Annotated in this window: 11 protein-coding genes and 1 pseudogene; 5 read left to right on the plus strand and 7 right to left on the minus strand. The window is 61.8% G+C overall.

Annotated features, from left to right (window positions below):
* Positions 1-33: 33 nt before the first annotated feature.
* The 6 genes from ACUXH0_RS24670 to ACUXH0_RS24695 form a co-directional block, all read right to left on the minus strand.
* A complete protein-coding gene (locus ACUXH0_RS24670; RefSeq protein WP_015855720.1) occupies positions 34-1,725 on the minus strand; it encodes a long-chain fatty acid--CoA ligase in 1,692 nt (563 codons plus the stop codon).
* A gap of 39 nt (positions 1,726-1,764) precedes the next feature.
* Positions 1,765-2,481 (minus strand): hypothetical protein, encoded by a 717-nt coding sequence (locus tag ACUXH0_RS24675; RefSeq protein ID WP_182594792.1) that lies wholly within the window; start codon positions 2,479-2,481, stop codon positions 1,765-1,767.
* 23 nt (positions 2,482-2,504) lie between these two features.
* Positions 2,505-4,187, minus strand: coding sequence for a GMC family oxidoreductase (locus ACUXH0_RS24680; protein ID WP_182594793.1), 1,683 nt, complete (start codon positions 4,185-4,187; stop codon positions 2,505-2,507).
* 30 nt (positions 4,188-4,217) lie between these two features.
* On the minus strand, positions 4,218-5,639 hold the full coding sequence (locus tag ACUXH0_RS24685) for a coniferyl aldehyde dehydrogenase (RefSeq protein WP_182594794.1): 1,422 nt from the start codon (positions 5,637-5,639) through the stop codon (positions 4,218-4,220).
* 107 nt (positions 5,640-5,746) lie between these two features.
* The gene (locus tag ACUXH0_RS24690; protein ID WP_182594795.1) at positions 5,747-6,703 is read right to left on the minus strand and encodes an alpha/beta fold hydrolase; all 957 of its coding nucleotides are present in this window, start codon (positions 6,701-6,703) and stop codon (positions 5,747-5,749) included.
* 2 nt (positions 6,704-6,705) lie between these two features.
* On the minus strand, positions 6,706-8,232 hold the full coding sequence (locus tag ACUXH0_RS24695) for a flavin-containing monooxygenase (protein ID WP_182594796.1): 1,527 nt from the start codon (positions 8,230-8,232) through the stop codon (positions 6,706-6,708).
* A 583-nt stretch (positions 8,233-8,815) separates the two neighbouring features.
* Between ACUXH0_RS24695 and ACUXH0_RS24700 the strand changes: the two genes are divergently transcribed.
* Complete coding sequence (locus tag ACUXH0_RS24700; RefSeq protein WP_182594797.1) at positions 8,816-9,121, plus strand: hypothetical protein; 306 nt, start codon at positions 8,816-8,818, stop codon at positions 9,119-9,121.
* A gap of 853 nt (positions 9,122-9,974) precedes the next feature.
* Here ACUXH0_RS24700 and ACUXH0_RS24705 read toward each other — a convergent pair.
* On the minus strand, positions 9,975-10,736 hold the full coding sequence (locus tag ACUXH0_RS24705) for an alkaline phosphatase family protein (protein ID WP_259393760.1): 762 nt from the start codon (positions 10,734-10,736) through the stop codon (positions 9,975-9,977).
* A gap of 460 nt (positions 10,737-11,196) precedes the next feature.
* Here ACUXH0_RS24705 and ACUXH0_RS24710 point away from each other — a divergent pair, with 460 nt between their 5' ends.
* The 4 genes and pseudogenes from ACUXH0_RS24710 to ACUXH0_RS24725 form a co-directional block, all read left to right on the plus strand.
* Positions 11,197-12,162 (plus strand): MerR family transcriptional regulator, encoded by a 966-nt coding sequence (locus ACUXH0_RS24710; protein WP_182594798.1) that lies wholly within the window; start codon positions 11,197-11,199, stop codon positions 12,160-12,162.
* 112 nt (positions 12,163-12,274) lie between these two features.
* Positions 12,275-13,027 carry an SDR family NAD(P)-dependent oxidoreductase gene (locus ACUXH0_RS24715; RefSeq protein ID WP_182594800.1) on the plus strand — a complete coding sequence of 251 codons (753 nt, stop codon included), beginning with the start codon at positions 12,275-12,277 and terminating at the stop codon, positions 13,025-13,027.
* Positions 13,024-13,479, plus strand: a complete 456-nt coding sequence (locus ACUXH0_RS24720) for a DUF3429 domain-containing protein (RefSeq protein ID WP_182594799.1) — start codon at positions 13,024-13,026, stop codon at positions 13,477-13,479. The genes ACUXH0_RS24715 and ACUXH0_RS24720 overlap by 4 nt, the downstream gene beginning before the upstream one ends.
* A 29-nt stretch (positions 13,480-13,508) precedes the next feature.
* Positions 13,509-13,702, plus strand: a pseudogene (locus ACUXH0_RS24725) (succinate dehydrogenase, cytochrome b556 subunit); the annotation flags it as partial.

Here is a 13,702-nt window from a genome sequence, read left to right on the forward strand (position 1 = left end):
CTCCAGAGAGGGATGTGGATTACGTTGATCGGCTCAGCTTGCGGTTCGTGCGGCCTTCGCGGCTTCCTGCTCCTGAAGCTCGCGCCACATGATCTTGCCGGTGCCCGATTTGGGCAATGACTCGACAAATTCAACAATGCGCGGTGCCTTGTAGGCCGCCATGTTCTCGCGGGCCCACGTGATGATGTCGTCTTCGGTCACGGCTTGCGTATGCCGTGCATTGCGCACGACGAACGCCTTCACAGTCTCGCCGCGATGTGTGTCGCGCGCGGCAATCACGCAGACTTCCTGAATCGCCGGGTGGTAGTACATCATGGTCTCGACCTCGGCTGGCCACACCTTGTAGCCCGATGCGTTGATCATCCGCTTCAGGCGATCCGCCATGAAGAAATAGCCATCCTCGTCTTTCCTGGCGAGGTCGCCGGTGCGCAGAAAGCGCTTGCCGTCGATCTCGATGAACGCTTCGCGCGTGGCTTCGGGATTGCGCCAATAGCCTTGCATCAGCTGCGGGCCATGCGTCACGATTTCGCCGGTCTCGCCTTGCGGCAGCTCTTCAAGCGTTTGCGGGTCGACGATGCGGGCGTCGACATCGAAGATCGGAATGCCGAGGCAATTCGACTTCGGCCGGTGCGGCGGGTTGATGTGCGTCGGGGCGATCGTTTCCGACAGGCCGTAGCCTTCGATGTACTCGATGCCGGTCTTGTCATGCAGTTTCTTGGCGACGGCGTCCGGCATCGCCGCGCCGCCGCCGGCCACTACACGCAAGCTCGACAGGTCGTAGTCATCGAGCTTCGGGTTCGATAGGAAATCGACGGCCATGGTGGAGATGGACCACCATTCCGTCACCCGATGGTGTGCGATCGCGCGACCGACTGCATCACGATCCCAGCGCGGCAGCACGACGACGGTTGCGCCGCTGAACAGCGGCGCGTTCAGCCCACTCTGCATGCCGGTCACATGGAACAGCGGCAGTACCGACAGCAGGATCGAGTTCTGCGTGCCGCTCGCCCAGTTGACCACGCCGAGCGCGGTGCACATGACGCTGCGGTGTGTGTGCATGCAGCCCTTCGGCTTGCCCGTCGTGCCCGACGTATACGGCATCACGCAGAGATCGTCCGGCCCTGCGGTCAGTGGCCCTGGCGCAACGCGCGCATCCAGCATGTCGTTCCAATGCGTGACGCCAATGTGGTCACCGCCGCTGATATGGCGTGGCGCACTGACGAACTCCGGCGGCGTGATGCTGGATGGCTGCTTCAGGTAATCGCTGTACGTCGCGACGATGGTGTGCGCAAGCTGTCCATCAGCATCGCCGACGAGCGGCGCGATGCGTTCGTACAAATTCTGCGCGACGAAGGCCGTGCGCGCGCCGCCGTCCTCTACGTAGTGACGCAGTTCATCCGTCATGTTCATCGGGTTGACGGGCACAACGACGGCGTTGGCGCGCAGGATGCCGTAATAGGCGAGCATCCATTGCGGGCTGTTCTGCATGTACAGCAGCACGCGGTCTCCGGCCTTCACGTCGCAGTGTTGCTGCAGATAGCCGGCAATCCTTTCGGTCTCGTCCTTGAACTGCGCAAACGTGATGGGCGTGTCGTAGAAGACGATGAACGGCTTGTCTGGATAGCGGGCTGCCGAAACCTCGGCGTTGAAGTACAGATTGGTCGCGGGCAGCGTCAGATGACGGGGAAGGTGCGCTGGCCAATGCGGAGAGGTTTCCGGGGGCATGTTTCGACTCCAAACTTCACGTGGGTAGTAGACAGGGTGTTAAGCCCGGACCGCAGTCGGCGCCGCGAGCGTCGGCGCGCGACGCAGCAACTGCCAGCCAAATACCAGCATCCAGAGCGGCAGGGCCAGGACGCCGACGGTTTCGCCCGCATCCGTGACTGCAGCAAGGCTAGGGAAGAAGCCGAACACGAAAAAGACGCCGAAGCCCCAGCCGACGATATGAAGAAGGAACGATCCGCGCCAGCCCGCCTTCTTGAGCATTCTGGCGGCGATCGATGTCCAGAAGAACACGAGCGGGCCTTCCACCCACCAGAACCCGTTTTGCGTGGCATTGGCAATGGCGGTCCACACGGCGCCAGCTGCAACCTTCGCCCCGTCGTCCCCGCTGGCATACACATGCGCGAGCGGATGGATGGTCGACAACTGGAGCACCGCTCCGGCGATGCCGCAGACGATATAGACCGCAACAGCAATGGCGATCATCTCGCGCAGCGCCCCAAGCTCTTCTCGGAACGTGTGCAGGAAGTAGCCGCCGATGGCCACGAACGGCAGATAGAAGCCCAGCACGTCAGCCAGCATCCACCAGCGGAACAGGTCACGCCCTTCGGCAGACAACGCCAGCATTGCCGGGCCGTGGGGCACCATTTCGATGTCTCCGCCCGTGACGACCACCGAAAGACCGAGGGTGGTGCAAGCCGCGAGACCGCCAAAGATGGCGCTCCAGGCCGTGAACCTGGCTACGTTATACGAGTTCATATGCATCAATCTCCAGGGATGCCTCAGGTGGTTGCATGACGGGTTTCTTGGTGATGGATCGCGGACTGCGCTACGGCGGCTTCCGCTTCTTCGCGCGTGCCGGACGCGACGCGGCTGACACCGCGGATCAGATCGACAGCCTTCTCACCGATCATGATGGTGGGCGCATTGGTGTTGCCGCCGATCAGCGTCGGCATGATCGACGCATCGACAACACGCAATCCTTCCAGGCCGTGCACGCGCAACTGCGAGTCGACCACGGCCATCTCGTCCTGGCCCATGCGGCAGGTGCCGACAGGGTGATAGACGGTATCGGTGCGCTGCCGCAGGATTGCGCGGATGTCTTCGTCGGTCTTCACGTGCGAGGTGAAGAGGTCGCGTGTGGCCCACTTGGCGAGTGCGGGCGTCTGCATGAGCCCGCGCGTGATCTTGAAGCCGGCCACCATGTCTTCGACATCACGCGGGTCATCGAAGAAGGCCGGGTCGATGAGCGGTGCGGCGAGCGGATCGTTGCTGCGCAGCGTGACCGCGCCCCGGCTGCGCGGACGCAGCAGGCAGACGTGGCACGAGAACCCATGGCCCAGGCGCATGCGCCGCGCGTGGTTGTCCACCATCGCCACCACGAAATGCAGCTGTATGTCGGGTGCCTCAAGCTCGGGGCGTGTCTTCAGGAAGCCACCACCTTCGGCGAAGTTCGTTGTCAGCATGCCGCGCCGCTCGCGGCGGAAACGCAGGATCTCGCCCAGCATGCGCACACCGCCGCCAAGTGAGACGCCAATTGTGTCGAGACTGCGTGCGCTGTAGCCGAAGACGAAGTCGGGATGGTCCTGCAGATTGCGTCCCACGCCCGGCAGATGCTGCACGGCCTGGATGCCAAGGCGTGCAAGTTCCTGTGCCGGCCCCACGCCAGACAGCATCAGCAACTGCGGCGTCTGGAGCGCACCTGCAGCCAGCACCACTTCGCGCCGCGCGCGCAGTGTGCGTACCGTGCCGTTCTGCAGCACCTCCACGCCAACGGCGCGCCTGCCTTCGAACAGGATGCGACGGACTTGCGCGTGCGTTTCGACCGTAAGATTGGCGCGTTGGCCGATGTGCGGGTGCAGATAGGCACGCGCCGCGCTCCACCGCTCGCCCTGCTTCTGGGTGACCTGGTAGATGCCGATGCCTTCCTGTTGCGGGCCGTTGAAGTCGTCCGTGAGCGGCAAGCCCGCCTGGCGCGCAGCTTCAAGGTAGCGTGCCTGGAAGGGATTGTCGGTGCGCAGGTCGCTCACGTTGAGCGGGCCGTTGCGGCCGTGCCAGGCGTTGTCGAAGCGCTCGTTGTGCTCGCTGAGGCGGAAGTAGGGCAGCACGTCGTCATACGACCAGCCGCCGTTGCCCAGCGACGCCCAGTGATCGTAATCGCTGCGGTGGCCGCGGATGTAGACCATCGCGTTGATGGCGGAGGAACCGCCCAACATCTTGCCGCGAGGCTGGTAGCCGATGCGCCCGCCAAGCCCGGCCTGCGGCACGGTATCGAATGCCCAGTTATTGAGGCGGGTTGGCACCATGGCGACCGCACCCGCCGGGACCTTGACCATCATGCCGTCGCCATGCCCCCCCGCCTCGAGCACGCAAACCGAGACGTTCGGGTCTTCGGACAACCGGCCCGCGACCACGCAGCCGCCCGAGCCGCCGCCGACGATGATGTAATCGAACTGTTGATTCATGATGTTTCTCTCGACAAGCAACGGACGGGATCAGGCAATGCGCGACAGCACGCGCAGCAGCCAGTTGAAGGTATGGCCGTAGGGCGGGTGGAACAGCGCAGTGCCATTCCAGCGGGTCTGATGAAAGACCGGCTTGCGCTTGCTGAAGGTATCGAAGCCCCACTTGCCGTGGTAGGCGCCCATGCCGCTGGGGCCGACGCCGCCGAACGGCTGGCTCTCCTGTGCCAGATGCCACAGGCAATCGTTGATCGTCACACCGCCCGATACGGTTTCGCGCAGTGCGCGGTTGCAGCGCGATGCATCGTCACCAAACCAGTACAGCGCGAGCGGGCGGGCGTTGCGCTGGACATACGCCAGCGCATCGTCGAGGTTTGCGTATTCGACAATGGGCAGCACGGGGCCAAAGATCTCTTCACGCATGAGCCGCGTGGCGGCGGGTGCGCCAATCACGAGCGTGGGCGGGAGCTTGCGTGATGCCGCGTTGAACACTTCGCCAGCCGGGTTGACCTCGATCACACGTGCGCCTGCGGTGCGCGCCTCGCGGACCATCTCTGCCAGGCGCGCACGGTGGCGTTCGCTGATGATCGCGGTGTAGTCGGGGTTGGCAGTCAGATTCGGATAGAGCTTCGTGATGGCCCGCTCCAGATGCGATGCGACGTTTTCCGCCGTACCTGTCGGCACGAGCAGGTAATCCGGCGCGACGCAGGTTTGCCCTGCGTTCAACAGCTTGCCGAATGCGATGCGTTGCGCCGCAACAGCGACATTGCACGACACATCAAGAATGGCTGGCGATTTGCCTCCGAGTTCCAGCGTCACCGGCGTCAGATTGGCCGCCGCCGCTTGCGCCACGTCACGCCCGACCTGCGTGGAACCGGTGAAGAACAGGTGATCGAACGGCAGGCTGGCAAAGGCCTTGCCGAGTTCGACATCGCCGATGGCGACATCGAGCTCATCCGGGTTGAATATCTCGCGCGCCATCGAAGCGAGCAACGCTGACAGCCGAGGCGTGAGCTCCGACGGCTTGATCAACACCCGGTTGCCTGCCGCAAGCGCCGCAAGCGCTGGCCCCAACGACAGTTGCAGCGGATAGTTCCACGGCGCAATGATGCCCACCACACCCAGCGGCTGCGGCATGAGCCGGTTGTAGCCGGGGCGGAAATGCAATGCGGTCGGCACGCGTTGCGTGCGCATCCACTGCTTCAGGTGGCGCCGCGCATGACGGATGCCCGCGCGCACGACAAACACTTCGGCAAGCCGGGTTTCATGCGCCGAGCGGCCTTGAAAGTCGGCGTCGATGGCACGCACGATGTCCGGCTCGTGCGAGTCGAGCCAGGCCGCGAGCCGATCGAGACGCGACAGGCGCGTGGCCAGTGTCGGGTCGGGGTCCAGCGCGAAAGCCTGTCGCTGGCGTTCAAAGCTGGCGACAAGCTCGGTGGGGGAGCCTTGCAGCATGGTGTCTCCTATGCGTTCTCGGTAGCGAGATCACAGCAACGGCTGTTCTTGTTTTGGTTGTGCGTGGATGCGTACCGGCGAGGTGGTCGCCGCACGCCGGAACGTACTCAGGCGGAATGCCTGCTGGCGTTCATCTGTTCGGCTGCGGAAGCTGCCGTATTGCGTTTCGCATGTCCGGCGATCAGGTCGACCAGCAGCGGTACGACACCTTCCGAGATGTCGTGGCCCATGCCGCGGATGATGACCATCTCCGCATTGGGGATGGCAGCCGCAGTCGCGGTACCCCCGCTGGTTGCCACCATCAGATCCCGATCGCCGTGCACCACCAGCGTTGGCACCCGGATACGGCGGACTTCTGCCGTCCTGTCGCCCGACTTCATGATGGCCTCCAGCTGGCGTGCCATGCCTTCGGCATCCTTCGCCTGCTGGCCGCGGTCCCACGCGTCGGCGGCGTAGGCGCGTCGCGCGGCGTCGTTCACGGGGTACGTCTGCGTGCCGATGTGGGCCATGGCCGCGCTGTAACGCTGCACGGCTTCGTCGCGCGTGCGTGCGGGCGGCTTGATCAGCATCAGCATGCTGGACATGGCCAGTTGGCCGACCTTTCGCGAGCCAGTGCTGGAGAAGATCGAGGTGAGCGACAGCGTGCGCTGCGGATGGCGGCCAGCGATGATCTGCGCGATCATGCCGCCCATCGACATCCCCACGATATGGGCGCGCGCCACACGCAGATGGTCGAGCAGGCCAACCGTATCGGCGGCCATGTCTTCGAGGTCATAGGCCGAAGGCTTCGGCAACCACAGGAATTGCCGCAGTAAGCCGGGCGGCTTCTGCGGGATGCGCGAGGAGCGGCCAACGTCGCGGTTGTCGAAGACGATGACGCGAAAGCCGCGTTGCACTAGGCTGTCGATCATGTTGGCGGGCCACGACGTCAGTTGCAAGCTTAGGCCCGCGATCAGCAGCAGGGGCTCTCCGCTCTCGGGGCCGTACGTGCGGTAGCAAAGGCGGACACCGGTCGGCGCGTCGCAGAACAGATCGCGCGCTTCGTCCATGGCGTGGATCGACATGATCAGGCTCCCACTGCTTGCTTCGCCTGCGAGCGCGCCGTGCTGCTCGCTTGGCGGGCATGCTCGAAACGCAGGAACGGGCTTTCGACCGGGCTGTCCCCCAGGTTGGCGACGTCGACGATGTAGTCCTCCGACATGATCCAGGGCGATTCCACGCCCTGGCATGGCATGCTCTGGACGGCGCGCTTGACGTAGCCGGAGCCGAGTTTGAGCAGCGGAAGCTTGGGCATGTCAGCGTCCGGGGTCTCCGGCACGCAGATCGCGGCGCCGGTGCGATCCATGTGGTCGAGCATGCGGCAGAAGTGTTGTGCCAGCAGCCCCAGCTTGAGCGTCCACGACGAGTTCGTGTAGCCGATGGAGAAGACGTAGTTCGGCACACCGCTAAGCATCATGCCCTTGAAGGTCACGGTGCTGTGCAGATCGACGGGCTCGCCGTCGACGATCAGCTTGATGCCGCCGAACAGGCGAATGTTGAGCCCGGTGGCCGTCACAACGATATCAGCGGGCAACTCCTGCCCCGATTCCAGCAGGATGCCGGTCTGCGTGAATGTCTTGATGTGGTCCGTCACCACAGACGCCTGGCCTTGGCGGATGGCCTTGAACAGATCGCCATCGGGCACCGCGCACAAACGCTGATCCCACGGGTCGTAGGGCGGGTTGAAGTGCACGTCGATCGGATAGCCCTTCGGCAACTGGCGCTTGTTGAGGAAGCGGATGAGACGCCGCGCGAATTTTGGCCGCTTCTTGCACAGGTACCAGATGCCGCGCGAAATGGCGATGTTCTTGCGGCGCACGAGCGCGTAGGCCCACGCGTGCGGTATCACCTTGCGCAGCGTGTTGGCGATGATGTCTTCCGAGGGCAGGCTCACGACATAGGTGGGCGTGCGCTGGAGCATCGTCACATGCTTGGCCTTGTCCGCCATGGCCGGCAACAGCGTGACGGCAGTGGCGCCGCTGCCGATCACCACGACACGTTTACCCGTGTAGTCGAGGTCTTCCGGCCAATGCTGCGGGTGCACGGTGCGGCCCTGGAAGCGTTCGATGCCTTCCAGCTTGGGGGTGAAGCCCTCATCGTGGTGGAAGTAGCCAGCGGCACTGAACAGCCATTTGGCCAGCATCGTTTTGCGTTCGCCCGTATCCGTGCGCTCGATCTCGACCGTCCACAGGGCTTGAGCGCTGGACCACGATGCTTGAATCACCTTGTGCTGCAGGCGGATGTGGCGATTGATCCCGTACTCGGCGGCGGTCTCGCGCAGGTAGGACAGGATATCCGCCGCCCCTGCAATCGACTTCTTGTACGGCCATGGCTTGAACTCGTAGCCATAGGTGTGCATGTCCGAGTCGGAGCGGATGCCGGGATAGCGGAACAAGTCCCATGTGCCGCCGGTGACAGCGCGCGATTCCAGGATGACGTAGGTGGTGCCCGGGCGCTCCGTCTCCAGATAACGCGCAACACCGATGCCAGACAGGCCGGCGCCTACGATGAGGACATCCACATGCTCTGTGGGCGGAAGGTGATGTACGGTCACAGCGTGTCTCCAGATTGGGTCGAGGTGCCCAGGGGTGGGGAGCAATTTTGTTGGCAGCGCCGTGGTCAGCCCCGAGGTTTTCGGCCCGCGTTCCGAACCCTGCGTCGCTGCCACACCCAGGCCCCGCCCAAAAAATGCCACCTAAAGCACGTTTTATCGGCCTACAGTTGGCGTTATAACGGCCAAATATTAGCGTTTCATTGGCCTAAATTCAAGCCGGCGCGGGGTAGGGAAAACACCCAGCCGATCGGGCGCAAAGGATATGCATGCCGTCTAGTCTGTGTGCGGGAATACACGCGCCACGAAAAGGCGCCGCTATGCCGCTGAAGCCGATCCCGCCCTTCCGTCCATCCTGGCCGCTGCGCGTCAAAGTTGTCAGGTTGGTAGGGGTCATCGGGCTCGCTACGGGCTCCCACTGGGGAAGCAACCTCCAGCAGCACGTCGATCCACTCGGTGGCAAGCGGTGGTCAAACCAGATTCGTACTGGTGGGCGGCTCGTGCTGAAGCCGTATCCGGGGAAGGAGGCCTCGCAATACGATGCTAGGGGGCTAGCGCTAGAAGGTGTAAAGGAGACAGCTTTGCCATGCAGGCAGATCTGGAAGTGCTGCGGAATTTGCGCATCGCGCGAGTGACAGCTGACAAAACGCACTCTGTTCGTCTGGTGGATATTCCCCAGCCATTTCGTGCTGAGTTTCGCGCATGGATGTTTTTGGGCCGGCGCCCAGGAATTGAAGGAGAGGGCTGGTGGCCGCCATTCTCGTGCTGTTGTCGACATGCCTCTCCTAGTGTGCAGGCGATACCTGACAGCGCGCGCAGTGGTTCTGATTGGCCGGGTTCCGGCGGCGATGGCATGGTGCATCACGCCAAGCCCGTAAAGTTGACTTTGTAAGGCGTTTAGCGTCGGGAGTGTCCCGCTCGGGCCTTGGCTGTGACGGTGATGCGGTTTTAGGGAGCGACCGGTTATTGCACGGCTAGTGCGGCCAGCGGGACCGAGTAGCGGGTATCCGTACGCTGCGCCGTGGCATTCAGGACGCGGCTCGTCGCCGCCATTACAGGAAGATCGCTAAGAATAAAAAACGCCTGCTGGATGCAGGCGTCTCGAAGCGAGAGGTGTTGGATTTGCTGATGTGTTGCCGGTCACGCAATTGCCGGTTTCGTGCCTGTCTGGATTGCACGCAGCGCCTGTTGTAGACGTAGCCAAATCCGGCGGCGATTTAACATAACACAAATTCTGCGTCATTCGCCTCTATGGGCTAAGTCCGCTCAACGCAAGGTCAGGCTATCGAGCGCCGACCCCGCTTCGTGGCATTGAGCGGTTTCTTAAAAGACAGCGTGTCTTCTATCCGCTGACGCAGCTTTTTGTCTTTGATCGTCTCCAGAGCGCACAGCGCTAACCCTCGTCCTACAGGGACTTTCGCTAGTTCGCACAGCTTCACTATCGAGTCTGCACCCACGTGGGCGCGGGTCCGCCACGTGGTTACAACGCTCTGTTTGCAGCCCATTTGCGCTGCGACCCAGTAGTCGCTATTGGTTCCCTTTGCTTGATCGAGAATATCTATTGTACTTCTCATGATGAGAACTCCTAGAATCGGCCCTGTGCTTCTCAACATGAGAAGTACTCAGGCCCAGTAGTTATCGGCCTGTTAACGATACCCGCCCTTTGAGGCATTTGAAAAGTAAACCGGCCGCTGAGCCACTGGGAGTTCACATCATGAGCAAGTACAAGGCACAACTGATCACGATCAATAGCCAAGATTGGGCCTTCGATGGCAAGACCGGCACGCGTCTCCGTTCGTCGCGGCCAGCGTGACAGCGTTGGACCCCGAGTATCCAAACTGCGTATTGAACGGCAACGCATAGCCGGCACTCTGCAGTTCGGTGACGAGGCTACGCGGCTGTACCGTGTTCTCATCAAGGAAGTACCCACCCTGCCCCAGATCCTGAATAAAGGCAGCTCCCGACTTGCCGACGGTCGCAGTCGTCAGGCCTGTAGCCTGGGCCGTAGCAAAGAGGCTCTTCACCAGAAGCAGCTGCCCTCCGTAGTAATTGTTCAGAGTGGTCAGGACTTGGTAGTCCTCGGTGAAGATCGGGTCGACATAGTCTGCCGATGCAGCCGCAGTTTTGGTGCCATTCGGCGTCCCGAGGTTGCCCGCGGGAATGCTGTTCGTCGCTCCCTGCGGCGGCGTCCAGAAGGTGTTGCCATAGAACCCGCTGGTCTTCGGGAACGCGCCTGTCGCAAAGGACGAGCCGTTCATCATCGTGAAGGTCGGGTACGTCGAATGGTTGTCGCTGAAGTTGACACCCGCCTGGCGTAATGCATACAGATTTGGTGTATCGGTTGCATTGACTGAGTCGGGGCGCAGCCCGTCCCAGACCATGACGATTGTTCGCGTTGGCTGGCTCTGCGCAGCAGAGGTGCCAATGCTCAATACTGAGTCGCCACCGCATGCGGCGACGAGAACGCTTCCAGCCAAGGCGGCTGCCAAGCCGTACATGTGTTTCATGTTCAATCCCCTGGAACCAACATTTGGTACTGGCACCGGAGACTAGATTTGATACATGACGGAACTGTGACGTCGCACAGAAGCTGCCGCGAAAGCAGTTGGCGTTGTCGAGTATGAGTTGGTTTCGGCGTGAGGGCGGCGCAAAGACCAAGATGACCTTATGCGGACCCTACTCGGAAATTGGAGCTACCCAGAAATGACGATCTCGAGCGCAGCGGCACATCCTCAAGGCATCGTCTGCGACCCAGTCGCTCGGAACAGCCCATCGCGCTCATGAAATACGACGCATAACGGCGTCCACGACATTCAGAGCCCGAGCAATCCCGCTAGGCATGCAACGTTCCGAGCAAGATGCCGACGCATTCTCGACTCATTGACCAGCATTACCGCTCCTTGCTGGACAGTCCTCTGTTCGCAGTCGCCCCAGCGTATTAACCTAGATGCGCAATGAGGAGGACTTGTGAAAAGGCTCTATAAGTCATTGGCCCCCAGACATTACCGAAGCGGCGAAGCGGCAAAACTGGCTCGCATGTCGGCATCCACCTTGCGCATTTGGGAACGCAAATACGCTGTCGTCGCGCCGCCGAAAAGTGCATCGGGCCAACGTCTCTACACAGAGGAAGACATAGAGCGCTTGCGCCTGATCAGAGGTCTTGTCGATTGCGGCCACGCTATCGGTGCGGTTGCGAGTCTCAACGTGGAGTCTCTAAGGGCTCTCGTGCGATCGTCTGGAACCGTTCATGCGGCAAAGGTCGAGCCTATTTCGCTTTTGATGGTAGGGCCAGTGCCGATTGCTATCTCCAATTCGGCCTCAGCTAGCATGCATGTTTGCGGACATCCCGGATCGCTTGAAGAAGCGTTTCGGGACGCGCGAGCAGGATTGAGGGCGGATGCGTTGCTTGTCGCCGTTCCTTCGCTCACGGAGGACACCATCCTACGCATTGTGGCGCTGGCGGAAGCGGCGCACGCGAAAGCGATCAGCGTGATCTTCACATCGGGCACACCCCGCGCAATTGAACGGGCGAGCCTCGGTGGCTTGCGTGTAGTGCCACAATCCGATGCTGAAGTCAGGCCGGAGTCGCTGATCGCAGAGCTGGTCGATTGGGCTACGGCCCTCCGCCAGGCAGACATTTTGAACGCGGACACGCGCTCGCGCGCGGCGCGTCGCTTCGACGACAAGGCGCTCGCTGCTTTCGCGGGGCTGACTTCAACGATCCAGTGCGAGTGCCCACGGCACTTGGCCGAACTCGTAATCCAACTCAGTGCGTTCCAACGTTACAGCGATGCGTGCCTATCCCGCTCGCCTCGCGATGCGTTGTTGCATCGCCGTCTCGGTAACGTCGCAAATCGTGCGGTGCAGTTGCTTGAGACCGCCCTGGCTGAGGTCGTGCGTCACGAAGACCTGCTCAACAGTGCCAAGCGCTAACTCGCTCCGGCGCGACACGCGATGGTGACCGTGATGCGGTTTGAGCGGAATTTAGTCAGGCCACGACCGTTGTGCATTCTCTGTTCGGTTGGGAACATATCAGGAAGTGATGATGGGATTTGTATGGATTACTGGAGCTAGCGGCGCTGTGGGCTCCGCCCTGGCGCGTCGCTTGAACAGCTCAGGCATTCCGCTGGTACTCACAGCGCGAGACCAGAAGAAGTTAGAACAGCTCGCTGACGCGCTCCAGCCGGCCTCGGTTCTTGTCTGCCCGGCCGACGTCACAGACCGCAGTAGCGCTCAGCTTGCTATTGAAGCCGGTGTCACCCGATTCGGCGCGCCGGCAGGCCTCGCACACTGCGTCGGATCGATCATCGTCAAGCCGCTCCATTTGACTTCAGAGGACGATCTCAAGCAGGCGCTCGATGCGAATTTCTTTTCGGCGTGGAATGCGTTGCGCTTGTTTGTGCAACAAGCCGTTCACCACAAAGTGCACGCAAGCGCGGTCTTAATCGGCTCGGTTGCCGCCACTGCCGGCTTCCCGAATCACGAGGCAATTGCCAGCGCGAAGGCAGCCGTCGCGGCGCTTGCGCAGTCAGCAGCTGCAACGTATGCAGATCGCAATATCCGCGTGAACTGCATTCACCCGGGGCTGACCTCGTCAGCAATGTCATCTCGACTGACAAGTGTTCCAACAGTTGCGGAGCGGCTTGCAAAGGCAAATCCGCTGGGCAGGCTCGGACAAGGAGACGATACCGCGGCGCTTGCGGAATTCCTGCTCAGCCCTTCAGCATCCTGGATCACCGGCCAACAGATCGGCGTGGACGGTGGCCACGGGCGATTGGTCACACCACCAAAGTCATGAGTACGCATACGACAAGCGTACGCGGCTTGGCAGTCCTACTCGGGATCAGCGGCCTCATACCGTTTATCGTGCTGACCGGGCTATGTCTGGGGGACACATCGAGCCGCGGTGAATACCAACGCTCGCTGCTGGTGTACGCGACGTCCATTACGTCGTTCGTAGGTGCAGTGCACTGGGGTCTCGCCCTTCGCGCGGAAACCGCAACGCGAATGCACACCTTGCAGCTTGCCTGGAGCATTGTTCCATCGCTCGCGGCATGGGCCGTGGCAGTCAGCAGCGAGCCGCCCGCCGCTCTTGTCAGGATGGCAATCGTGTTGGCTATCTGCTGGTTGACGGATGCAGGGTTTGCGCGTGGCGGAGCAATACCGGCCTGGTATTTTCGGTTACGCAGCGTACTGACCCTTGTAGCAACGGCGTCGCTAGCGCTTTCGGGTTTTGCAAGCGCGCGCTAAGCCCGAGGGCCGTGCACTACGGGGATAGGATGTTGCGTCGAACTAAACAATCTCATCTGCTCAGGAATCTGTTTGAAGTCTGTTTGGAGGACCACGTGGCAATCGATTCAAAAAACGGAGCGGTCATCTACAGGAACATCGGTTTGGGCGACATCGCCCGCTACCGCTTGCCCTGGGCCGGTAAGGTGTCCATCCTGCACCGTGCCAGCGGTGCGCTGATGTT

It is taken from the genome of Ralstonia sp. 110700041-2, from assembly GCF_056280165.1.